The 23,971-nt window shown below is 64.3% G+C and carries 20 protein-coding genes; 19 read left to right on the top strand and 1 reads right to left on the bottom strand.

What is annotated here, in order from left to right; all coding sequences use genetic code 11:
• The first annotated feature begins 1 nt into the window (after position 1).
• A complete protein-coding gene (locus tag EEB15_RS07740) occupies positions 2-1,795 on the top strand; it encodes a serine/threonine-protein kinase (protein ID WP_141509233.1) in 1,794 nt (597 codons plus the stop codon).
• Between the two features lie 19 nt (positions 1,796-1,814).
• Here the strand turns inward: EEB15_RS07740 and EEB15_RS07735 are convergent, their stop codons facing one another.
• Complete coding sequence (locus tag EEB15_RS07735) at positions 1,815-2,357, bottom strand: OmpA family protein (protein ID WP_141509232.1); 543 nt, start codon at positions 2,355-2,357, stop codon at positions 1,815-1,817.
• Between the two features lie 136 nt (positions 2,358-2,493).
• Between EEB15_RS07735 and tssA the strand changes: the two genes are divergently transcribed.
• From tssA to tssL, 18 genes are all read left to right on the top strand, one after another.
• Positions 2,494-3,546 carry a type VI secretion system protein TssA gene (tssA, locus tag EEB15_RS07730; protein ID WP_141509231.1) on the top strand — a complete coding sequence of 351 codons (1,053 nt, stop codon included), beginning with the start codon at positions 2,494-2,496 and terminating at the stop codon, positions 3,544-3,546.
• 47 nt (positions 3,547-3,593) lie between these two features.
• Positions 3,594-4,100: a type VI secretion system contractile sheath small subunit gene (gene tssB / locus EEB15_RS07725; RefSeq protein ID WP_199236478.1), complete on the top strand. Its 507-nt coding sequence runs from the start codon at positions 3,594-3,596 to the stop codon at positions 4,098-4,100.
• Between the two features lie 62 nt (positions 4,101-4,162).
• Complete coding sequence (tssC, locus tag EEB15_RS07720; RefSeq protein ID WP_141509229.1) at positions 4,163-5,653, top strand: type VI secretion system contractile sheath large subunit; 1,491 nt, start codon at positions 4,163-4,165, stop codon at positions 5,651-5,653.
• A gap of 93 nt (positions 5,654-5,746) precedes the next feature.
• A complete protein-coding gene (locus EEB15_RS07715; protein ID WP_141509228.1) occupies positions 5,747-6,232 on the top strand; it encodes a type VI secretion system tube protein Hcp in 486 nt (161 codons plus the stop codon).
• Positions 6,233-6,338: 106 nt separating this feature from the next.
• A complete protein-coding gene (locus EEB15_RS07710; RefSeq protein WP_158290034.1) occupies positions 6,339-6,806 on the top strand; it encodes a type VI secretion system tube protein Hcp in 468 nt (155 codons plus the stop codon).
• Between the two features lie 6 nt (positions 6,807-6,812).
• Entirely contained in the window at positions 6,813-7,619 is an 807-nt protein-coding gene (locus tag EEB15_RS07705; RefSeq protein ID WP_141509226.1) for a type VI secretion system accessory protein TagJ, read from the top strand.
• Between the two features lie 26 nt (positions 7,620-7,645).
• Complete coding sequence (gene tssE / locus EEB15_RS07700; protein WP_199236477.1) at positions 7,646-8,146, top strand: type VI secretion system baseplate subunit TssE; 501 nt, start codon at positions 7,646-7,648, stop codon at positions 8,144-8,146.
• Positions 8,147-8,173: 27 nt separating this feature from the next.
• Positions 8,174-10,045 (top strand): type VI secretion system baseplate subunit TssF, encoded by a 1,872-nt coding sequence (gene tssF / locus EEB15_RS07695; RefSeq protein ID WP_141509224.1) that lies wholly within the window; start codon positions 8,174-8,176, stop codon positions 10,043-10,045.
• Positions 10,042-11,073, top strand: coding sequence for a type VI secretion system baseplate subunit TssG (gene tssG / locus EEB15_RS07690; RefSeq protein ID WP_233259393.1), 1,032 nt, complete (start codon positions 10,042-10,044; stop codon positions 11,071-11,073). The genes tssF and tssG overlap by 4 nt, the downstream gene beginning before the upstream one ends.
• A 21-nt stretch (positions 11,074-11,094) precedes the next feature.
• Positions 11,095-13,839, top strand: a complete 2,745-nt coding sequence (tssH, locus tag EEB15_RS07685; RefSeq protein ID WP_141509222.1) for a type VI secretion system ATPase TssH — start codon at positions 11,095-11,097, stop codon at positions 13,837-13,839.
• A gap of 113 nt (positions 13,840-13,952) precedes the next feature.
• Positions 13,953-15,917, top strand: coding sequence for a type VI secretion system Vgr family protein (locus tag EEB15_RS07680; protein ID WP_158290033.1), 1,965 nt, complete (start codon positions 13,953-13,955; stop codon positions 15,915-15,917).
• Complete coding sequence (locus EEB15_RS07675) at positions 15,917-17,605, top strand: hypothetical protein (protein WP_141509220.1); 1,689 nt, start codon at positions 15,917-15,919, stop codon at positions 17,603-17,605. Before EEB15_RS07680 ends, EEB15_RS07675 begins: the two co-directional genes overlap by 1 nt.
• The gene (locus EEB15_RS07670) at positions 17,605-18,405 is read left to right on the top strand and encodes a hypothetical protein (protein WP_141509219.1); all 801 of its coding nucleotides are present in this window, start codon (positions 17,605-17,607) and stop codon (positions 18,403-18,405) included. Before EEB15_RS07675 ends, EEB15_RS07670 begins: the two co-directional genes overlap by 1 nt.
• A 53-nt stretch (positions 18,406-18,458) precedes the next feature.
• Positions 18,459-20,066 carry a type VI secretion system-associated FHA domain protein TagH gene (gene tagH / locus EEB15_RS07665; protein WP_233259406.1) on the top strand — a complete coding sequence of 536 codons (1,608 nt, stop codon included), beginning with the start codon at positions 18,459-18,461 and terminating at the stop codon, positions 20,064-20,066.
• A 9-nt stretch (positions 20,067-20,075) separates the two neighbouring features.
• Positions 20,076-20,831 carry a PP2C family serine/threonine-protein phosphatase gene (locus EEB15_RS07660; protein WP_141509217.1) on the top strand — a complete coding sequence of 252 codons (756 nt, stop codon included), beginning with the start codon at positions 20,076-20,078 and terminating at the stop codon, positions 20,829-20,831.
• A 9-nt stretch (positions 20,832-20,840) separates the two neighbouring features.
• Positions 20,841-21,227 (top strand): DUF4280 domain-containing protein, encoded by a 387-nt coding sequence (locus EEB15_RS07655; protein WP_141509216.1) that lies wholly within the window; start codon positions 20,841-20,843, stop codon positions 21,225-21,227.
• A 61-nt stretch (positions 21,228-21,288) separates the two neighbouring features.
• Positions 21,289-22,626, top strand: a complete 1,338-nt coding sequence (gene tssK, locus EEB15_RS07650; RefSeq protein WP_141509215.1) for a type VI secretion system baseplate subunit TssK — start codon at positions 21,289-21,291, stop codon at positions 22,624-22,626.
• A 34-nt stretch (positions 22,627-22,660) separates the two neighbouring features.
• Positions 22,661-23,962 (top strand): type VI secretion system protein TssL, long form, encoded by a 1,302-nt coding sequence (gene tssL / locus EEB15_RS07645; RefSeq protein WP_141509214.1) that lies wholly within the window; start codon positions 22,661-22,663, stop codon positions 23,960-23,962.
• The last annotated feature ends 9 nt before the right edge of the window (positions 23,963-23,971 follow it).

The following is a 23,971-nucleotide window of genomic DNA, read 5'->3' as shown; positions in this document are numbered from 1 at the left end:
CATGTCGTCTTCCGACGAGGATGGTCTCACTGTCATCAGGCCCGCGGGCAGCACCGCGCCTGCGTCTGGCCCGGTCGATGCGGCCGGCCCGAGCGATGAACACAACGCCCTGCCCGTCGGCAGCAAGATCGCCGAATTCGAGGTCAAGGGCATCATCGGCGCCGGCGGTTTCGGCATCGTGTACCTGGCCCACGATCATTCGCTGGGCAGGGACGTGGCGCTGAAGGAATACCTGCCGGTATCGATCGCATCCCGTGACGATGGGCTCACCGTGAGAGTGAAGGCCGAGCGGTACGCCGCCACCTTCGCGGCCGGCTTGTCGAGCTTCATCAACGAAGCGCGGCTTCTGGCGCAGTTCGACAGCCCATCCTTGGTCAAGGTGTACAGGTTCTGGAACGCCAATGGCACCGCCTACATGGTGATGCCGTTCTACCAGGGCCCCACCTTGAAGCAGGCGCTGCTCGGACTGGGTCAACCGCCCACCGAGCGTTGGCTGAAAGACTTGCTGGTCCCGCTGATGGGGGCGCTGGAACTGCTTCACCGGGAGAGCTGCTTTCACCGCGACATCGCACCCGACAATGTCCTTCTGCTCAAGACCGGGCGGCCCGTGCTACTGGACTTCGGCGCGGCCCGGCGCGTGATCGAGGACCAGGCCAAGACGCTCACGGTCATTCTCAAGCCCGGTTTCGCACCGGTCGAGCAATATGCCGACATGCCGGACATGCGCCAGGGCGCGTGGACCGACGTCTACGCGCTGGCCGCCGTCGTCTACCACGCCATCGTGGGAAAGGCGCCGCCGCCGTCGGTCAGCAGAATCATCAAGGACACGATGGTCCCGCTGGAGAAGGCGGCAGCCGGTTCCTATAGCGCCAGCTTCCTGAGGGGCGTCGACAAGGCGCTGTCCATCAGGCCGGAAGACCGTCCGCAGAGCATCGCGGAATTCAGGCGGCTGCTGGCGCTGGGCGATGACGCCGACGATCAAGTAACGGTGCAGCACGCCCCGAAAACAGCCAAAGCCCCCCGCGTGTTCCCCATGGCAATGCTGTGGGCGGGGTTGGGCGGCCTCGGGCTGATCGTCGTTGTGGGGGCTTACCTGCTCCTGAGGGAGCCTGCTTCGCCAGCGAAGCCGCCGCCGGCCACCGCGCAGGTTTCGCCGCCCGCGCTTGAACAGCCATCGCCGCCAGCTGCCGGTTCCGCCAATGCGCCCGGAACGCCTGCGACAGCACAGCTGCCGCCCAGCACAAGCCAGACGCCGACTGCGGCCCCAACAGCGCCGCCGAGCATCACCGACGCGCTCACGCAGCTGCACGATTTGCGCGATACGAGCCATGCCGTCAGCGTCACCACAGACAAGGCGCAGGTGCGGATCGGCAAGGAGAAACTCAGGTTTCGCATCCAGTCGGAAAAATCCGGCTACCTGTATGTCTTCATGATCGGCACCGACAACCAGCACATCAATCTGCTGTTCCCCAATTCGCTGGACGCCAACAACCGGATCGTCGCGAATCAACCGCTCAACCTGCCGCGCACGGGCTGGGCCATGACGGCGGGCGGCCCCGCGGGCACGAACCAGTTCGTCGCCATGGTGTCCGAGGCGCCGCGCGATTTCAGCACCGCAGGCCTTGCGAACGCGGGCGCCTTCGCGGAGTTCTCGAAGGAAAAGATCTTGGCGATGCTGCGTTCGAACGCGAGCGCGGGCGACGCCGTATTGGCCGGCGTGCCCAAATGCGCCGCGGGCGCGAGCTGTTCCAAGGCGTACGGCGCCGCGGCGTTCTCGATCGTGGAAATCGACTAGCGCCGCCGCCCCGCCAAAGTCACTCCACGATCGTCTTGACCGTCACCCGGCGGTTTTCGGCGGCATCGGGTTGACTGACATTGAGCGGCTCGGATTGGCCTTTGCCCACGGCCCTGAGACGGCTCGGATCGATCCGATGGGTGTCTGCGAGATAGGCGACCACCATTTCCGCGCGCTTCTGGGACAGTTCCAGGTTGACCTGCTCACCGCCACGAGGATCGGCATGGCCCTCGATGGCGAACTTGAAGTTGAGGAGCTTGTCGGATTGCATCGCCCGGCCCAGGTTGTCCAGCAACTTCTTGGATTGGGGCTTGAGCTCGGCCGAGTTGGTCTCGAACGTGATCAGCATGGAAGCCGCAGCGCGCTTCACGGGTGCGGCGCCGGCATCGTTGTCCGGTGATATGCGGATGGACCGCGTCCTGAACGGCCGCTGTGGGGTCAGTGCTTCTATCAGCGCGGACTCGGTTGCGTCCTTGTCCTTCATGACGACGTCGCCCTGGGATTGAGATACCGCGGGCACGAGGGCCATCACGACGGCTGCGAAAACGGGGGAGAGCTTCATGTCATTCCTTCCTGCGGGAGGAATGCTCATGTTAGCGCATATGTACGCCTTGAACTATTGTGCCGGGCTGACTTCTGCGGCATTATTCGCCGATTGAAAATCAGGGGATCGGGTGTGAAATGTCGAGAGGACAAGGTTGACTGACAGTTCCGCCATCGCCGGCACCACCTATGACTTGCACGGGTGGCTTGACGCGTTGACCCAACCGGGCTCGCCGTGTGGCCCAGACCTCGAGTACGAGAACGAGTTCCTCGAGCTGATCCGCGGCGCGCAGGGCAAGCCCGAGTCGCAATTTGCCGCGGCCGAACCACCCAACTGGCCCTTCGTGCGCGAACGCGCGGAGTCGCTCATGGAGCGCACACGCGATCTGCGGATCGCCGTGTACTGGACGCGCGCCAATGTCCATCTGCAAGGATTCGCCTCGCTCGCGCCGGGCCTGAAACTCATTGATGGGCTGCTCACGACGTTCTGGGAAGGGCTGCACCCCTTGCCCGATCCGGACGACGGCGACCAGTACCCGCGCGTCAACGCGCTCTCGCTGCTTGCGCACCAGGAGGGGCTGTGCGGTGACATTCGTCAATGCTCGCTCTTCAGCCTGCGCGGGTCGGGGGTGATTCGTTACCGCGCTGTGTCCATCGCGTTCGGCCAGAGCGTGGCGCGCGCGGACGAGGCTGCTTATGGCAAGGAGCAGCTTGCGCAGATGGTGGCCTCCGCGGTCCAGGAGAACCCGGCGGTCGTCAATGAATGGCAATCGGTCCTGCATCAAGCGCGTGCGCTCGAAGCGACGCTCAAGGAGAAATTCGATGCGGCAAGCGCGCCGGACCTGAAACCTCTGCTGGACATGATCAAGTTGGTGCACGGCTTGCTTCCCGCTTCTGCTGCTGCACCGGAAGCCGGCGCGGAGGCGGGCGGCAGCTCCGACGGAGCCGCTGGACCGGCACTGGCTGGAGCCGGACTGGGCGGGATCAGGTCGCGCGACGACGTGCTGCGCGCGCTGGACATGATCTGCGAGTACCTCGATCGCGTGGAGCCGTCGAATCCGGCCCAACTCCTGTTGCGCAGGGCTCGCCGGTTGATCAATCGCGATTTCCTGCAGCTGGTCAAGGAGCTCGCGCCCGAAGCGCTCAATGAGGCTGCGCGCGTGTTGGGGGTAGACCCGGATAGCGTCAACCTTCAGAATGGCGCCTGATTCTTTTTTTTGCCAGAGCCTCATAAACTATTCGACCGGAGATTCTGATGGGAAGCGCTCAAAAATTCATTGCCAACAACCGGGCACCGCGGGTGCAGATCGAGTACGACGTCGAGCTTTACGGCGCGCAGAAAAAGATCCAGCTGCCCTTCGTGATGGGCGTCATGGCCGATCTTTCCGGTAAGCCCAAAGACCCCTTGGCCGCGGTCGCCGACCGGAAGTTCCTCGAGATCGATGTCGACAATTTCGATTCGCGGATGAAAGCCATGAAGCCCCGCGCGGCGTTCCAGGTCAACAATGCGCTGACGGGCGAAGGTTCCATGAACGTGGAACTGACTTTCGAAAGCATGGACGACTTTTCGCCCGCGGCCGTCGCCCGCAAGGTGGACTCGCTGAAGAAGCTGCTCGATGCGCGCCAGCAGTTGCAGAACCTCGTGACGTACATGGACGGAAAGACCGGCGCGGAAGACCTGGTGGCCAAGGTGCTGGCAGATCCCGCGCTCCTGAGCTCGCTGGCGAGTTCGGCGAAACCGCCGGAAGAGCCGTCGGCATGAGCTTCGGCATGACCTTCATGAATATCGCGGTGCAGACACATCGCGCAGACGAGGAGAAGTAGATGGCAGATCTTCAGACCAGTTCCACTCTTGCGGGCGTGAGCCTCGAGGGCAATGACCTGGCGTCCTTGCTCCAGAAGGAATTCAAGCCCAAGTCCGACGAGGCAAAGAGCGCCGTCGAGGCGGCGGTGCAGACGCTGGCTCAGCAGGCCTTGTCCCAGACCAAGCTGATTGGCAAGGACGTCGTCAAGTCCATCCAGGACATGATCGCGGCGATCGACAAGAAGCTGTCCGACCAGGTCAACCAGATCATGCACCACGAGGACTTCCAGAAGCTCGAAGGCGCGTGGCGAGGGCTGCATCACCTGGTGAACAACACCCAGACGGATGAGCACCTCAAGATCAAGGTGATGAACATCTCCAAGGCGGATCTCGGCCGGACGCTCAAGCGCTTCAAGGGAACCGCCTGGGACCAAAGCCCGATCTTCAAGAAGATCTACGGCGAAGAATACGACCAGTTCGGCGGCCATCCGTTCGGTTGCCTGGTGGGCGACTACCACTTCGACCAGAGCGCGCCCGACGTCGAGTTGCTGGGTGAAATGGCCAAGGTTTCGGCCGCGTCGTTCGCGCCTTTCATCGCCGGGGCATCGCCCACCCTGATGCAGATGGATTCGTGGCAGGAGCTCGCGAACCCCAGGGACCTCACGAAGATCTTCTCCACGCCCGAATACGCGGCATGGCGTTCGCTGCGCGATTCCGACGATTCGAAGTATGTGGGCCTGGCAATGCCACGCTTCCTGTCGCGGCTGCCCTATGGCGCCAAGACCAACCCGGTCGAAGAATTCGATTTCGAGGAAGACACCGGCTCGGCCGATCACTCCAAGTACACATGGGCGAACGCCGCCTATGCGATGGCGACCAATATCAACAGGTCGTTCAAGGAGTTCGGCTGGTGCTCCCGGATTCGCGGGATCGAGTCGGGCGGTGCGGTGGAAAACCTCCCGGCGCACAGCTTTCCGACGGACGATGGCGGCGTCGACATGAAATGCCCCACGGAAGTGGCCATCGGCGACCGCCGCGAAGCCGAGCTCGCCAAAGCCGGGTTCATGCCGCTCATCCATCGCAAGAACAGCGATTTCGCCGCATTCATCGGGGCGCAATCGCTCCAGAAACCCGCCGAGTACGACGACCCGGACGCAACGGCCAATGCCAACCTGGCCGCCCGGCTGCCGTACCTGTTCGCGACGTGCCGCTTTGCGCACTACCTGAAGTGCATCGTTCGCGACAAGATCGGCTCATTCAAGGAACGCGACGACATGCAGCGGTTCCTGCAGGACTGGATTCTCAAGTACGTTGATGGGGATCCGGCCCACTCTTCCGAAAACACCAAGGCGCGCAAGCCGCTCGCGGCCGCGGAGGTGTACGTGGACGAGGTCGAAGGCAACCCGGGTTACTACACGTCCAGGTTCATGTTGAGGCCGCACTATCAGCTCGAAGGGTTGACGGTGTCCCTGAGTCTTGTGTCCAAGCTTCCTTCGCAGAAGGCAGCGTAGCGCGTCATTCAGTCCCCGCTGCAGACAGCCCGCCTGTAGAGGCGGGGGCAGCATTTAATTACTTCTCGGTCGAGAACCTCAAAGGAGAAAAGTATGGCTGTAGACATGTTCCTGAAGCTGGGCGACATCAAGGGCGAGTCCCAGGACAAGACGCACAAGGGCGAGATCGATGTCCTGGCCTGGAGCTGGGGGATGTCCAACTCGGGCACGGCCCACATGGGCGGTGGTGGCGGTTCGGGCAAAGTCAGCGTGCAGGACCTTTCCTTCACCAAATACACCGACTCGGCATCGCACGCGCTGATCATGCACTGCTGCGACGGCAAGCACATTCCCAAGGCAAACCTGGTGGTGCGCAAGGCGGGCGGCACGCCGCTGGAGTACATCAAGATCGAACTTGAAGACGTCATGATTTCCGCGGTCAGCGCCGGCGGCAGCGGCGGCGAAGACCGGTTGACGGAAAACATCACCTTGAACTTCGCCAAGTTCAAGTACGCTTACCAGCCGCAAAAGGCCGATGGTGCGGCCGATGGCGGTGCCAAGGAAGCCGGCTGGAACATCGCAGCCAACGTGAAGGTCTAGGACCCGCGTTCTGTGCTCATCGCCGCTGCGGCTGGCGGTGAGCAGCCCGCCAGCTTGTACCCTGGCGCCAATTTGCCCCACGGAGTTCTCCATGGCCAGCGGTGACATGTTCCTGAAGCTCGAAAGCCAGCGCGCAGGCGTTGTCGTGGGCGAGTCCACCGACAGTGTTCACCCCAACCAGATCGAGGTGCTCGGCTGGTCTTGGGGCATGACGACTTCCCAGACCATCGGCGGGGCGGGTGCGGGATCCAGATCGTCGTTGTCCGAACTGCGCATCAGCAAACTCGTCGATACCGCCACCACGTCGTTGATGTCGGTCATGCGAACCAACGATGTCATCAAGGAGGCCGTGCTGACGGTTCGAAAAGCCGGTGGCGTCCAGATCGACTTCCTCATTATCAAGGTCAAGAAGGGGCGCATCACTTCGTACGACATCTCGGCCCCGTCCGGTCCGGTGGTCGCCGAAGAGTTTTCCATCGCCTTCGAGGAGATCGAAGTGGAATACCACGCGCAGGACTCGAAGGGCGCCCGCAAAGGCGGTTCGTCCTTCGTTGCCGAGGTCCGTTCGGTTTAGCAAGCCATGCCAGCATCAAAAGAATGCGAACTGGCGCTGCGCCAGGGGAATCCCCAACTTGCCATGAAGCTGCTGCAAGAGCAGATCAGGGCTGCGCCCGCCGACGCCAGCTTGCGGGTGTTCCTCTTTCAACTCCTGTGCGTGCAGGGCGCGTGGGAGAGGGCGCTGAACCAATTGACGGTGTCCGGCGAACTCGACGGCACGGCCATGTCGATGGTCGAGACGTACCGCGAGGCCGTCCGCTGCGAAATGCTTCGCAACGACGTATTCCTCGGCAAGCGCACACCGCTATTGCTCGGCGAGCCCGCCGCGTGGGTGGCCATGCTGATCGAGGCCCTGTCGCTGGACAGCAAGGGCCTCGCCCAGGAAGCGAAGGCAATGCGCGACGAGGCCCACGAGCTGGCTCCGGCGTCGCCCGGCCTCATCGATGGCAAGCCCTTCGAGTGGATCGCCGACGCCGACATGCGGCTTGGCCCGGTGCTCGAAGCCATCATCAACGGGAAGTACTACTGGGTACCGCTGTTCCATGTCGCCCGGATCGAAATCGAGGCGCCCGCTGATTTGCGCGATCATGTCTGGGCCGCGGCGCAATTGAGTTTTGCCAATGGCGGCGACTCGGTCGCCTTGCTGCCGGTGCGTTACCCCGGGACGGACCTCGGCCGCGGCGACCTGGCCATGGCGCGCAAGACTGAATGGCTGGAGCCGACGCCCGGTTTCTATACCGGGGTGGGCCAGAAGCTTCTCACCACCAACACGGGCGACAGCGGCCTGCTGGACGTCCGCGTTATCGCATTCGACGCAAGCACGGGTTGAAGCAGCCTGTCCTACCTGGTTGAATCATGGCCCAGATGAAGGCGCAGGACAGATTGCAACCGGCGCTGCTGGATCGCCTGACGGATGACGACCCGGGCAACCCGGCCGAACCCGCCGAGATGCGGGTCATCAGCCGCGCGAAAATGCGGGCGGCGATCCTGCGAGACCTGGCCTGGTTGCTCAATACGACGTTCATGTCGGGGGACCTCGCGAAATACCCCGAGGTCCAGCGGTCGGTCGTCAACTTCGGGCTCCCCGCGCTTTCGGGCACTACGGCGTCGTCGCTGGACCCGCGGGCGCTGGAGGAAAGCGTGAGGAGCACCATCGTCAACTTCGAGCCGCGCGTGCTGGCCCATTCCTTGAAGGTCGAGGCCGTGATGTCGAACCGGCAACTCGAGCACCACAACCAGATCAGCTTCCGCATCAGCGGGCAGCTCTGGGCGCAGCCCGTGCCGCTCGAATTGTTGCTGCAGACGGAGATCGATCTGGAGACCGGCGCGGTAGAGATCAAGGATCTCGCCAGGTAGGCGCCTCGCGCGTTACCCTCGAAGCCCATGGATCCACGTCTTTTACGCCACTACAACCAGGAACTGCTTCATCTTCGCGAGATGGGTGCGGAGTTCGCTGCGCAGTTTCCAAAGATTGCCGGCCGTTTACGCATCGACGGCCTGGAAGTGAGCGACCCGTATGTGGAGCGGCTGCTGGAAGGTTTTGCCTTCCTCACGGCTCGGGTCCAGCTCAAGCTCGAAGCGGAGTTTCCGCGGTTCACCCAGCGAATGGCGGAGATCCTGTACCCGCAATTCCTGGCGCCGATCCCTTCGATGTTGATCGCGCAGCTCAGGCCCGACCTGGGCGACGCGGGCCTGGCCTCCGGCGTCACCATCAACCGGGGCAGCATGATGCGCGGCATGCCCTCGAAAGGCGGGGCCACCGAGTGCCAGTTCCGCACCGGCCACGATACGACCCTGTGGCCGCTGGAGATCGCCAACGCGACTTACTTCACCCACGCGACCAACCTGCCGCTGGAAAGCAAACCCGACTGGAAGAAATACGCGGGAGGCGTCCGCATCTCACTGAAGTCCACCGCCGGGCTGGACTTCAGCGCGATCGGCCTGGGCGATCTCCGCTTCTACTGCTCGGGTGCCGATGATGTCGCGTACCGGCTCAACGAGCTGGTGTGCGGAAACGCCTTGGGCGTGTTCGTCGCCGGCAAGGGCGCAGCCTCCAACTTCCGGGCGCTGGAGCCGGATGCGATCCGTCCCGTCGGGTTCGACGAAGAAGAGGCGCTGCTGCCTGTCACCCTGCGCGGTTTCGAAGGCTATCGCCTGATCCAGGAATATTTTGCCTTTCCGCACCGCTTCCTTTTCTTCGACGTGTGCGGCCTCGGTGAGGCGCTGCGCCAGGTCGGCGGCACCGAAGCCGAGCTGATCATCCTGTTTTCGCGGGGAGACACCAACCTGCTCCAGTCGGTGGACGCCACGTCGTTCGCGCTGAACTGCGTGCCCGCGGTCAACCTGTTCGAGCACCGTTGCGACCGGGTGCAAGTCACGCACGAAACACCGCAGCTTCACGTGGTGCCCGACCGCGTCCGCCCGATGGACTTCGAGATCCATGGGATCACGGCCGTGACCGGCTTTGGTGTCGGGCTGGACAGCGAGCGCGAGTTTCGCCCGCTCTATTCCGCATTTCACATGGAGGACATGGGGCACGAAGCCTATTACTCGATGCAGCGGGAACCGCGGTTGATGTCCGCCACGCAGAGGCGGGAAGGGCCGCGGTCTTCCTATATCGGCAGCGAGGTTTTCATCTCGTTGGTCGATCCCAGGGAGGCGCCGTTTTCGGACGACTTGAAACAACTGGGCGTCACCGCCTTGTGTTCCAACCGCGACTTGCCGCTGCTGATGCCGGTCGGTATCGGCGCAACCGATCTCACGCTCGACCAGTCCGCGCCTGTGCCGTCCATCAAGGTGATCAAGGGCCCTTCGCGCCCCTTGTCGGCTTCCACCGGGGGCAGCACCGTCTGGCGCCTGATCAACCAGCTCACGCTCAACCACATCTCCCTGGTCGACACGAACGAGGAGCAGGGCGCCGCCGCGCTGCGCCAGATGCTGCGCCTCTACGCCCATGAAGAGGATGCCACGCACCTGCGGCAGATCGAAGGCCTGCGTTCGGTGCGTCAACACCAGGTGGTGCGCCGCTTGCCCATGCCCGGCCCGATCGCCTTCGGCCGCGGCGTCCAGCTGGAGCTTGGCGTCGACGAGCTGGCGTTCGAGGGAGTGAGCGCATTCCTGTTCGGGTGCGTGCTCGAGCGCTATCTGGCGCGTCACGTGTCGATCAACTCGTTCACCGAGACGCGCGTCAAGTCGTACACACGCGGCGTGATCATGAACGGGCGGCCCCGATGCGGCGCCCGGCCCATGCTATGACGCGCATCGATCCGCTGGAGCGCATCACCGCGCAGCCCTGGCGGTACGACTACTTCAGCGCCATGCGCTGGCTTGAAAACTATTTCAAGGACGACCCGCGTTTCGGCACCGCGCGCAAACCGTCGGCTGAGCCGGTGCGCCTGGGCCAGGCCGCCGATCTGTCTTTCGCGCCCAGTTCGCTGCACGCCGTCATGCACGATTCGGCAAACCGCAAGGCGCGGATCGAAGTTCGCTTCTTTGGCTTGTTCGGCCCGAATGGCCCGCTTCCCCATCACCTGACGGAGCACGCGCGCAATCGGCTGCTGCATCACGGCGACGCCAGCTTTGCCCGCTTCGCCGACATCTTTCACCACCGCCTGCTGTTGTTGTTCTACAGGGCCTGGGCGCAGGCCCAGCCCACCGTCGGCCTCGACCGCCCCGACGACGACCGGTTCGCGGCCTACGTAGGCGCTCTCATCGGCATTGGAGAGCCGGAACAGCGCGGGCGGGACGCGGCGCCCGATCATGCCAAGCTGCACTTCTCGGGCATCTATTCGTCGCAGATCCGCTCGCCGGAAGGCCTTGCATCTATCTTGACGGGGTACCTGGGCCGCCCTGTGAAAGTGGTTCAATTCGTGGGTTCGTGGCTAGAATTGCCTCGCAGGGAGCGCACCCGGATCGGAGCCGCCGGGCGGCGCAGCGTGGTGGCCCAACTGGGCGGCGGTGCCGTGCTGGGCGACAAGGTCTGGGACAGGCAGCACAAGTTCCGGGTGCACATCGGGCCCCTGGATCACGCGGCCTTCGAGAGCCTGCTGCCCGAAGGCAGCGCGTTGCCCGGCGTCACGGCGTTGGTCGATCAGTACATCGGGCGCGAACTGTCCTGGGAGCTCAAGCTGGATCTGCGAGCCGAGGAGGTCAGGCCCGCGCGCCTGGGCAAACACGGCAGGCTGGGCTGGACCACCTGGCTGGGCATGAAGAATCGACAACGGATGGGGGAGCTCCAGCTCGAGCCTCTGGCCCATACGGTACCCGCGGACAGGGATCGGTAACCTTTCGAAAGGCAAGAGATCATGGCGGAAATCAGTCGCGTCGCGGTTTTTGGCAAGCTCAATTCGCTGGCTTACAAGGCGGTGGACGGCGCAGCCGTCTTTTGCAAGCTTCGGGGCAATCCCTATGTCGAGCTCGAACATTGGTTGTCGCAAATCCTCCAGTCGCCGGACTCGGACTGGCACCGGATCATCCGGCACTACCAGTTGGACAGCTCCGCGTTGGCGCGTGATCTCACGGCGGCGCTGGACAGGCTGCCGCGGGGCGCCACGTCGATCTCCGACATTTCCGACAACATCACCAACGCGGTGGAGCGTGGCTGGGTCTACGGCTCGCTCCTGTTTGGCGACAGCGCGGTTCGCTCCGGCTACGTCTTGCTGGGCATGCTCAAGACCACGTTCCTGCGCAACGCCTTGTTCGCGATTTCGCGTCAGTTCGAAAAAATCAAGCCCGACGACCTGAGCGACAAGCTCGGCGAGATCACGGCGGGCTCGCCGGAAGACGGGCAGTCAGCAAGTGACGGGTCAGGGGTGGGCGCCGGACCGGGAGAGGGCAGTCAAGCCATTGCGCCCGCGGCAATGGGCAAGCAGGAGGCCCTGAAGAAATTCACCACCAACCTGACCGAGCAGGCGCGTGGTGGCAGCATGGACCCGATCGTCGGCCGGGACGACGAGATCCGGCAGATGGTCGACATCCTGATGCGGCGCCGCCAGAACAATCCCATCCTGGTGGGCGAGGCGGGTGTGGGCAAGACGGCCGTCGTCGAAGGCTTTGCCCAGCGGATTGCGCGGGGCGACGTGCCGCCCGCGCTGAAAGAAGTTCAGTTGCTCGCGCTCGATGTCGGGTTGCTGCAAGCGGGCGCGAGCATGAAGGGCGAGTTCGAGCAGCGGCTGCGGTCGGTGATCGAAGAAGTGCAAAGCAGCCCCAAGCCCATCATCCTTTTCATCGATGAAACCCACACGCTGGTGGGGGCCGGAGGGGCCGCGGGCACGGGCGATGCCGCGAACCTGCTCAAGCCGGCGCTTGCGCGCGGCACCTTGCGCACGGTGGGTGCCACCACCTTCGCCGAATACAAGAAGCACATCGAGAAAGATCCGGCGTTGACGCGGCGCTTCCAGACCATCCAGGTCGACGAGCCCAGCGAGACGCGCGCGATCCTGATGATGCGTGGGGTTGCGTCCACCATGGAAAAGCACCACAAGGTGCAGATCCTGGACGAGGCGCTGGAAGCAGCCGTCAAGCTGTCGCATCGCTACATACCCGCGCGGCAGTTGCCCGACAAATCCGTCAGCCTGATCGATACGGCGTGCGCGCGCGTAGCCGTGAGCCTGCATGCCACACCGGCGCAAGTCGACGATGCACGCAAGCGCATCGAGTCGCTCGAAGTCGAACTGGGAATCGTGGGGCGCGAAAAGGCGATCGGCATCGACATCGGCAAGCGCGAAGCCGATGTCACGCAGGCACTTGCGGCCGAACGTGATCGCCTCGCGGGCCTGGAGAAATCCTGGGGCGAGGAGCGCGCATTGGTGGACGAGCTGTTGGCACTGCGTGCCAAACTGCGCGCCGGTATTCGCCCCGTCGAAGGCACGGCCAGCGCGCTGGAAGCCGCCGCGGAAAAAGCCATTCCCGAGACGGCTCCGCAGGCCGAAGCAGCTTCGCCGGCTGAGCGTGAAGCCCAGCTTGCCCAGCTGAAAATTGTCCAGGACAAGCTGACGGCGCTTCAAGGCGAGTCGCCGCTGATCCTCGCCACGGTGGACTACCAGGCCATCGCCTCCGTGGTGGGCGACTGGACGGGCATTCCGGTGGGCCGCATGGCCCGCAACGAGATGGAGACCATCCTGAAAGTGGGCGCCTTGCTGGGCGAACGCGTGATTGGCCAGGACCACGCGATGGAGATGATCGCCAAGCGCATCCAGACATCGCGCGCCGGTCTCGACAACCCGAACAAGCCGATCGGCGTCTTCATGCTGGCGGGCACCTCGGGTGTGGGCAAAACAGAAACCGCGCTGGCCCTGGCGGAGGCTTTGTACGGTGGTGAGCAGAACCTCATCACCATCAACATGAGCGAGTACCAGGAGGCACACACCGTTTCCACCTTGAAGGGCGCGCCGCCGGGGTACGTGGGCTATGGGGAAGGTGGCGTCATGACCGAGGCTGTGCGGCGGAAGCCCTACTCGGTGGTGCTGCTCGATGAAGTGGAAAAGGCGCACCCGGACGTGCACGAGATGTTCTTCCAGGTCTTCGACAAGGGGTTCATGGAAGATGGCGAGGGGCGGTTCATCGACTTCAAGAACACGCTCATCCTGTTGACCACGAACGCCGGTACCGAGCTGATCGCCAGCATGTGCAAGGACCCGGAGCTCCTGCCCGACGCGGAAGGGCTGGCCAAGGCGCTGCGCGAGCCCTTGCTGAAGATATTCCCGCCTGCGTTGCTGGGCCGGCTGGTGACGATTCCGTATTTCCCGCTGTCGGACGAAATGCTGGGGCGCATCGTCAGGCTGCAGCTCGACCGGATCAAGAAGCGCGTCGAGGCCCGCTACAAGATTCCGTTCGGCTACACCGAAGACGTGGTGAAGCTGGTGGTGTCGCGTTGCACCGAGAGCGAGTCGGGCGGCCGGATGATCGACGCGATCCTGACCAACACCATGCTGCCGGATATCTCTCGTGAGTTTCTTGGCCGGATGGTGGAAGGGCGGGAGATCGCCGGGGTCAACGTGGATGTGGCCGATGGTGAGTTCAAGTATGACTTTGCCAAGGAGCCTGTATGAAGTACGACGTTCCGCTGGTCCCGCGGCAAGCACACGTCTACGTCGCCCGGCTCGCGAGCTAGAAAACATCAAGGGAACACGCCATGGCTGTTGAGACCGCGACAACCGCGCCCATGACCCTGAAGACGCCGCTGGGAACGGCGCTGGCGTTCAAGGGCATGTCCGCGGCGGAGCATCTGGGGCAACTGTTCGAGTTCGACGTCGAAGCGCTTTCCGACAGCGGAACCATCAAGCCCGAAGATTTGCTGGGCAAACCGGCCAGCGTCGCGCTTGAAATGCCGGACAACGCGAAGCGCTACTTCCACGGCCTGGTTTGCGCCATGGGCACGGCCGGTACCGATAACCGCCTGTTCGGATATCGGTTGATCCTGCGTCCGTGGCTGTGGCTGCTGACGCGCCGCACCGACACCCGGATCTTCCAGTCGATGACGGTTGAAGACATACTGAAGAAGGTATTCGAGCCGTTCAGTCCGGAGGTCGATTTCCAGCTGAAGGGCGCCTTCCCCAAGTACGAGTACTGCGTGCAGTACCGCGAGACCGACTTCAACTTCGTGAGCCGGCTCATGGAGCAGGAAGGCATCTACTACTACTTCACCCACGAGGCCGAACGGCACACCATGGTCATCGTCAATACGCCGAGCGCGCACAAGACGAATCCCTGGAGTGGCACATTCAAGTTCAGGGACGACGTCGATGCGCAGCTCGACTTCGAACCCGTCACCGAGTGGCAGACAACCAAGGAAATCCAGCCGGCCAAAGTGGTGCTGCGGGACTACGATTTCGAAAACCCCGGCGCGAATCTCGAAACGGTGGCGGACGCCACGCGCAAGGGCGTGTCGGCGGTGCTCGAGCACTACGACTATCCGGGGGACTATGTGGACAAGCCGGGCGGCGACAGGTATTCCCGCCTTCGCATCGAGGAGCTTCAGGCGCGGTTCTCCCGGGTCCACGGGGCCGGGCCGCTTCGAGGGATGACGTGCGGCACACGGTTCACGCTCGAGGAACATGCGCGCAGCGACCAGAACCGCGCGCACCTGGTGCTCTCGACCCGGATGCAGATGGCATTCAGCGGTTATGAGTCCGGCGCCGAACGGACGTTTTGCCAATGCCAGTTCACGGCGATGGACGCCGACGAGCTCTTCCGTCCGCCGCGCACGACACCCAAGCCTTTCGTCTCGGGACTGCACACGGCCGTGGTGGTGGGCCCTGCGGGCGATGAGATCTACACCGACGCGCATGGGCGCGTCAAAGTCCAGTTCCACTGGGACCGGATCGGCAAGAAGGACGAAAAGAGCTCTTGCTGGGTGCGCGTTTCCAGCCCGTGGGCAGGCCAGAACTGGGGCATGATTTCACTGCCGCGAATCGGGCAGGAAGTCGTGGTCGATTTCCTCGAAGGCGACGCCGACCGGCCCATCATCACGGGCCGGGTCTACAACGGAAGCCAGAAGCCGCCCTACACGTTGCCGGACAACGCCACGGTGAGCACCGCACGAAGCCGGTCGAGCAAGGGTGGGGGGGCGACCAACGCCAACGAGCTGCGATTCGAGGACAAGAAAGGTTCGGAATACCTCTGGCTGCAGGCCGAAAAGGACTTCCACCAGCTCGTGAAGAACAACGCGACGATAGAGATCGCCAACAACCAGGACGGCTTCATCGGGAACGACTGGACCCAGCAAGTCGACGGAGACGTGAAGTACCGCATCGGCAAGGACTGGGTGACGGAGGTGCAAGGCTCGACCAGCCTGAAGGTGTCGAAGGACATCATGACGGACGGGGGCGCCTCCATTTCGCAAAAATCCTCGGCGAACTTCGACGTGAAGGTCGGGGGCAACCTGGCCATGGACGCGGGCGGCACCGTGCACGTGAAATCCGGTGCCAGCCTGGTGATCGAAGCGGGCGTGATGATCACGGTCAAGGCCGGTGGCTCATCGGTCGTGATCGGCCCGTCGGGCGTGTCGATCACCGGCGCCATGGTCATGATCAACTCGGGCGGTTCCCCGGGTGGCGGCAGCGGTGCGAGCCCGAAGGCAGCCCTGGCGGCGAAGGATCCCGTGAAGAAGGCAGATCCGCTGGCCTGATGGAACCCGATCTGTTGGAAAAGGCTGAAATAGCGGAATTTGCCAAGGCGCAGTGGGTGGACCTGTGCGCGAAATTGGGCGAGCGCGTCGGCGTTTTCATCGAGGCCGCGTGGAACAACGCCGTGGCTTACGAACTGCGGGAACCCGGATGTGCGGCCCGCTTCGTCAACCTGTGTTGCGCATTGGGTCCCAGCTTCGACCGCAAGCCCGACAACGAGTGGGCTCTCGCGATCCTTGCCGACGAGCGGCTCGGCCAATGGGTCAAGCTCCATCAGCTTGTGGTGCGAGCCGCCGTCGAATTGCGCACGCGCGCGCAGGACGGCGCGCGCATCAGTGCGCAGCTGCTTGTTTCCGACGCGGCGTTGCTGGATCGATTGGACAAGCAGCAAACCGCGCAGCGCGGCGAAGTCTTTGCGGCGGCCCGGCTTTCGTGCGATCTCGAGGCGGTGGAGTTGCGGGTGCTGGAGACGGAGTGGCGGCGCGAGTACCACAAGGTAGAAGGCTTGTGGAAGCTCATGCCCTTGCCGGCCGAACCGCTCGTGCTGCGAATCAACTCGCGCGAAGCGATTCCGCCCGGCATCTCGGTGCTGACCCAGCCGGCCGGAGCGAAGGTCGCTGCACGGCTGCAAGCGCGAAGCCTGAAGCATTCGCTGTGCAGCCAGGCCCGGCATCCGGAGCTGACCTACGCGGGCGCCCATGGCCTGTCGTCATGGAGCGGCCACAACGCCACGGCGACGAGCTGGCAGGTGCATTGCGACCCGCCACCGCCCCTGGCCAGTGCGCCTCTGCAGGCGCTGCTCGAAGAGACGATGCCGCAGCCCAGCCTGCTCCGGATCAGCACGTGCGGGGTGCGCGACGAGGGGGTGCCCTTCGGCGCACTCGACACTTTCGTCTTTGCGTATCCGGCGCATCAATGGCTTTCCATCTTCCACCGCGACGCCGGCCCGCAACTGCAATGGCCGCGGCGAGGAACGGAAGCGGCGCTGCCGCTGCGCACGCGGTGCCACCTCGAGCGCGATGGCGTGCCCGCGCCGGCCAAGAAATGGGTGGCCGCGTTTCACGAGGGCCTGGACAGCAGCGTGCAACGCGGCTTCGACGAGCTGTTCACCGCCTGGACGGAATCGGCCGGCGATGCGGCCATGGCGCTGACGGCGGACTTGCTGGTAGGCAAAGCCGACCTGGCCTGGGGATGGCACGAGAGTCCTGCCGGTCTGGCCGGCCATCCCGTGACCCGGCTGGTCGTCGACTTCGACCTGGCGAACGGCATCGAGTGCGCCCTCACCGGAGAAATCGTCCTCGGGGCGACCCGAACACGCGTGCGGCTCGTTGTCGAGGGAAGGGGCGAGATGAAGCACCGCTTCGATGAGAAAGTGCTTCGGGGGGCCTTGCCTGAGGTGTTGCTGCCGACGGTGGGCCGCTGGCGGTCCCCGTTCCGCATCGAGTTCGATCCGATTGCCCTGGAGGGCGGGGCGATGTGGAGCGACGTGCTCTCGTGCACGGGTTCAATGGTCGCCGAATGCGGGTTGCGGCCCCGCATCGCCGGCGGCGGCGGATGGCAGTGGTACGCGCGGCTGGCTTGCGAGAGCGTTTCCGCTTATGTCCGCGTGCACGACCCGTTGCTGGGCCAGACGTCCCAAACGGTCAATTTGTTGCCGGCATTGAACCTGCTGGACTGGAGCTCGGGCTGATGGAGCGCCTCCTGTTCATGCGCCTGCAGGTCCAAGGCTGCTCGGCTGAAGTCCTCGTCAACGACATTCCGGTCGGGCGCGCGTTCGCGCCGCAGGGCGTGTTGTGCCTGCCGGTGCATGAATACCTGATGGAGGGCACGAACGAGATCACCCTGGTGATCCAGCCCGACCCGCCGGGCGCCCGGCCCGCGTCGCAGCAAGTGCAGGTGGCGGATGGTGTGGTGGGCGCCACCGTCCGCCTGCTTCTGCCCCGCGTGGGCCGGATCGGCAGCGATACCGAGGCCCGCACCGTCGCTGAAGTGACGTGGGCCGCGGCGGATGGCGATGTCTACAGTGTTCCCGTGCTCGTTGCAAGAAGCGTTGTCCTGCCCATCAAATTCCCCCGATGGAGATGGCTCGATGCGCCGCCCATCGAGGACGTCGCCGCTCAAAGGCCCGTGGTCGCCGCTTTCCTGCACAAGATCGCTTCGGATTTGATGCGCGGCGACGTGGACACCCTGGTGAATGTGAGCCGTTTGCGGCTGGACGAACTGGCCCTGGCCTATCAGCAGCCGGTGACCGAACTGGTGTCCAGGTTCAAGTCTCGCCTTGCCCTTCTGTACGCCACCAAAAGCCTGAGGCTTGTTGTCCCGAACGCGGATGAGCTGGTGTTGCGTAAATGCGCGAACGGCCGGCTCCTGGAGTGCCTGGGGCCGGGCGGCGCGCCGGCATTGTCGACGGCGCCCGGCAAAGACGGTGTATCGTCGGCGTGGCCGGCCCGGCTCACCGTGATTAACGGTCAATGCCACATCTTGCGCTGAACGGCGGGATGACGAAAATCGACAGGCGTGAGGTATCAATGATCAACTTGACGGTGATCACGTTCAACGAGCTTCCGGTGGCGGGCTTGTCGGCGTGCTTTGACGAGCTGGGAGGAACGATTGGCCGGTCGAAAACCAACCAGTTGATCTTGCCCGACCCGGATCGGGTCGTTTCGCGCGTGCACGCGAAGGTCGCCTTTCGCGGCAGGAACTATGCGCTGATCGCGTGCGGCGGCAACCCGCTCAAGCTCAACGGCAAGCTGGTGAACGTCGGCAGCGAGGTGCCCTTGGCCGTCGGCGATCGCATCCAGATCGAGGGGTATTGCCTGGAGGTCACACCCACCGAATCCCCGCAGGAAAGCGATCCCTTCTCCGCGTTGTTCGGCAAGGAGGAAGAGGTGCGGGACGACTTGCCCGCGCCGGCGAGCGCGCCGCGCGTGCAACCGCCCCAGAGCCCGGCCCCTGCGCCGCGCGCGGGAATTTCGCCCGCCCGCGCCCAAGGCGGGATCCCTGAAGACTGGGATCCGTTCGAGCGGAGCCATGCCGGGCGAAGCGCGATACCGCGAGGCGCCGGGCAGGCTGCACCGGGGGCGCCGCTGATCAGCGACATGCCGGCGCCGGCCCGGGAAGACTCCATCGATGCGCTTTTCGGCCTTGAACAGCAGTCCGGCGACCCGCTGGCCGGGGCTTTCGGCGGGCCTGTCGCGCAGCCGAACACGGCAAACCATTCGGACCCGGTACGGTCCTTGAGCGCGCCGGCCGGCCCGGTTGCGAGGCCGGTCTCAGACCATGTTCCGGACATGAATGCGCCGTGGGTGAACCGGCGCCCCGACGTTGCGAGCGACACCATCGCGCTGCCCCGAGGCGCTGTTCTGTCATGGAACTCGGGGCTTCACGAAGCGGTGATCGCGGGCAAGGCACAGGCGCCTGACTCGGCAGGCAGGCCTTCCGCTGCGCCACCCGTCGCCCGGCCCGCCGCAATACCCCCTGCCGCACCTGCAAGAGCCGAAGCCAGGAACATCAGTCCGGCCGATCGGCCGCCAGAATCTGCCGCGGGATCCAACGACGAACTGCTTGTCGCGTTGATCGATGGGCTCGGGGTACCTGGGCTGGATATTCAGCGCCTGACACCGGCGATGATGCGAGAGGTGGGGCATCTCTTGCGCGAGGCCACCCAAGGCACGGTGGAACTGCTCTCGATCCGCGCCGCCCTGAAACGGGAGATCCGCGCCGACGTCACCATCATCAATGCGGTCGAAAACAACCCGCTGAAATTCTCGCCAAATGTCGAAGGCGCGCTGCACCATATGCTGGGCCCGAAGGTGCCGGGTTTCATGTCACCGCCCGATGCGATGCGCGATGCATTTCGCGACCTGCGCGCGCACGAGCTGGGGGTCATGGCAGGGATGAAGGCCGCGCTCGCCGGCGTCCTGCTGCGGTTCGATCCCAAGATGCTCGAGGGAAAGCTGAATCGGTCTTCCTCGCTTGCGGACCTGATTCCCTCGCCGCGGAAGGCGAAACTGTGGAACTTGTTCGAGGCGCTCTACCAGCAACTGGCGGCGGAGGCCGAAGATGACTTCGATACGCTGTTCGGCCAGGCGTTCCTGAAGGCCTATGAAGGCTACATCGGGCAGCTCGATACGCCCCCAACGAGGGAATAGGCGCTTCTCATGATCTCTCTTCGCATTGCACTGTTGTCGGAACCGGGGGGTCGCAAGGTCAATGAAGACGCGTGCGGCTACTGGAGCTCGGAAAGGCTTTTTTGCGCTGTGCTGGCCGACGGCGCGGGCGGGCATGGCGGGGGCGACGTGGCTTCGCGGCTGGCCGTGCAGTCGCTGCTGTCGAGCTTTGCGCTGACGCCCTCCGAGAGCGGGCCCGATCTCGCGAGCCTGGTCCGGCAAACCAACCAGGCGGTCTTGAGCGGCCAGACGGAAAACACCATCCAGGCGCAGATGCACACGACCATCGTGTGCCTCGTCATCGACCTGGTGGACGGGCGCACGCACTGGGCCCATTCCGGCGACTCGCGGCTGTACTGGTTTCGCGACAAGCAGCTGGTCGAGCGCACGCGCGACCACAGCCTGGTCCAGTCGCTCGTCAGCGCCGGGCTGCTCGAGGAGTCGAAAACACGCGGCCATCCCAAACGCAGCGTCCTGCACTCAGCGCTGGGCCGGCAAGATGCCGAACTGGAGCTTGCGTCCAGCCTTTTCACGCCCATGATGCTGGGCACCGATGCGTTTCTCTTGTGCAGCGACGGCGTGTGGGAACATGTGCCGGACGACGTGCTGGAGTCGCTCTTGACGCAAGCCGACACGCCGCAGTCGTGGCTGGCGGGTATCGGGGACGCGATCAAGGAAGCCACGCGGTCCGCCGCGACCCATGACAACTACACGGCGCTGGCCGTGTGGCTCGACGAATCACCCTGAGGAGTCACTATGCCGCTTCAAACCTGCATGGGCGCTGCAATGCAGTGCAGCTTCGGTCTCGCGCCCAGTTCGCTGGTGCCGACGCCCAAGCCAGTCATGACCAGCAATAAGGTGGCCGCCAACATCCTCGACCACATCCCGATCACCAACATTCCTTCGTTCGGCATGTGCACCACGCCTTCCAATCCAATGGTCGCCGCCGCGACGGCGGCCGCAATGGGTACGCCCACACCCGCGCCCTGCTTGCCCATGACGCCGGCGCCGTGGATCGCGGGCGCCACCAACGTTTTGCTGTGCAACGCGCCCGCGCTGGACAACGTCTCGACATTGAAGTGCATCTGGGGCGGCGTCATCATGTTCGTGGACGCCGGGCAGATGACGCACAACATCCCCTAGGCTCGAAATTGATGAGCCCTCGCATTTTTTTGCCTGACAATGAGCCCATCACACCGCAGCTATGACATGGCATAACAAGGTTATCTGGACTGAAGGCATGTTCCTTCAGCCGCAGCATTTTCAGCAGCAGGACAGGTTCGTCAGCCGCCTGGTCGATGCGCGCGTGGGGCTTGGCATGGGCCACGCGTGGGGCTTTCATTCCCTGGCCATCGACGAAGCAGCCCTGCACCAGGGCAAGCTCGCGCTGGCCAAGGCGGTGGGCGTGTTCCGGGACGGCACGCCGTTCGCCTTGCCGATGGACGATCCGTCTCCCCTCGCCATAGACGTTCCGCCAGACGCGAGGGACGAGCGTGTCATGCTGTGCCTGGCCCTCAGCCGCCCGGGCGTGGCCGAGAGCGACGTCGAAGGCAACTCCGGATCCATGCCGACACGTTTCACGGCTTCCGAGATCGAGGTGGCGGACGGGCACGCGGCCAGCTTGCGTCAAGCGCCGCTGCAGATCGCGCGCCTGAATCTCCGCTTGATGCTGGAGCGGGACACTAACGACGGGTTCAGCTGCATAGGGGTCGCGCGCGTCACAGAGCGCCGGGCCGATGGGCGAGTGGTCCTGGACACCCGCTACATGCCGCCGCTCATGCACGTGGTGGAAAACGCCGTCGCCGACGGCTTCGTGCGCGAGATCATCGGCCTGCTTCATCAGCGCGCCGAGGCGCTCGCCGCGACGCTCGCGCAGCCTGGGCGAGCCGGGGTCGGGGAGATCGCCGATTTCCTCTTGCTGCAGGTGTGCAACCGGTATGAGCCCCAGCTGGTGCACATGCGGCAGCAGCCCGTCTTCCATGCGGAAAGCCTGTTCAACGTGTTGCTGGGGCTTGCCGGTGAGCTCGCCACCTTCAGCGACACCAAGCGGCCCAGCGAACTCCTGCCCTACAGCCACGACGACCCGGCGCCTTGCTTCATTGCGCTCATGAACGACCTGCGCCAATCGCTTTCGCTGGTGAGGGTGCAGTCCGCCATCCCGATCGAGTTGCAGGAGCGCAAACACGGGATTCGCGTTGCCGTCATTCCAGACTTCGAGCTGTTGAAAGCGGCGGCGTTCGTGCTGGCCGTCAACGCTCAGATCAGCAGCGAACAGCTGCGCGCGCGCTTTCCGGGCCAGGTGAAGATCGGGCCGGTCGAACGGTTCCGCGACCTGATCAGCTTGCAGTTGCCGGGCGTGGGCGTGCGTCCCTTGCCGGTGGCGCCGCGCCAGATCCCGTTCCATGCCGGGTTTTCCTACTTCGAGCTCGATACGCAAGGCAACGACATGTGGCGCGAACTGGAGACGTCCGCGGGCCTTGCCATTCACCTTGCCGGCGACTTTCCCGCACTCGAACTGGAACTCTGGGCTATCCGCTCTTGATGTAGCGCCCAGGTGAACCGATGATGGAGATGTGATGGCCGAGTTTGATCCGTTTTCCGACTTCGAAACCGACCGGACCATCATCAAGCCGTCGGCCGGGCGCGGCGCGCGCACGGCCCCATCGGTGGCGCCTGAAACTCGCAATGCGGACGTGGCGCCCTTGCCGGAGATGCACGACGCCACGGGCCAAAGCCCGTTGCTGCAGATCTCGGCGCCTTTGCTGACGGCGGCCACCCGCATTCGCTCGACGCCGGACCATGCCAATGTCGAGGGCCTGCGCTCCGCGCTCGCTGAAGCCATTCGAAAGGTCGAGCGCGAAGCGCGTGCGCGCGGCCTGCCCAATGACCAGATCGTGGCTGCCCGCTACGTCCTGTGCACGTACGTCGACGAGTGCGCGTCCAGCACGCCCTGGGGCGGCGCCGGCGCCTGGGCGGCGCAGAGCCTGCTCGTGCAATTCCACAACGAGGCCTGGGGTGGCGAGAAGGTCTTTGCGCTGCTGGCCAAGCTGTCCGAGGACGTCGGCAGGAATCGGTCGCTCCTGGAGTTGATCTATTGCATCATTTCCCTGGGCTTCGAAGGTCGCTACCGCGTGGCCCACAACGGCCGCGCCCTCCTGGAAGACCTGCGCGAGAAGCTGGCCCTGATGCTGCGCCAGCACAGCGGCACGCCGCTCGGTGAACTGTCGCCCAAATGGGCAGGGGCGGCCGGCGTCGGCCAGCGTCTGCGGGATGGAATCCCTGTCTGGGTGATCGCCACCGCGGCCGCTCTCCTGTTGGCGCTGGTCTTTCTCGCCTTGCGGCTGGCCATGTCGAGCCGCACGGACAATGTGTTTGCGCAGTTGCAGTCCTTGAACGTGAAGGCGGCGCCGGCAACCGCGCCTCTGCCACCGCCAGTCGCCGTCGCACCACGGCTGTCCGGTTTCCTCAAGCCGGAGATCGACGCCCAGCTGGTGGAAGTGCGCGACCTGGCCGATCGCTCCATCGTCATCATCAAGGGCGATGGCTTTTTCGAACCCGGCAGCGCCGAGGTCCAGGCGCGCTTCCTTCCGCTCCTGAACCGGATTGCCGAGGAGATGGATCGCATCGATGGGCAGGTGGTGGTCACCGGCCACACCGACAACCAGCCGATACGCTCGATGCGCTTCCCGTCCAACTGGCACCTGTCGGAGGAGCGGGCCAAGTCCGTCAAGGAGAAGCTGGCCGTGAAGGTCAAACCCCAACGTCTGCGTTCCGAGGGCATGGCCGACACCCAGCCTGTCGCCGACAACGCCACCCCGGCGGGGCGTTCAAAGAACCGCCGGGTGGAGATCACGCTGAGGCTGTCTCAGGCCACCTAACAACAGGAT

It is taken from the genome of Ramlibacter sp. WS9, assembly GCF_003797765.1.
Taxonomy (GTDB): Bacteria; Pseudomonadota; Gammaproteobacteria; order Burkholderiales; family Burkholderiaceae_C; genus Ramlibacter.
Note: the sequence above shows the minus strand (reverse complement) of the source record. Positions and strands in the feature narration are given on the sequence as shown.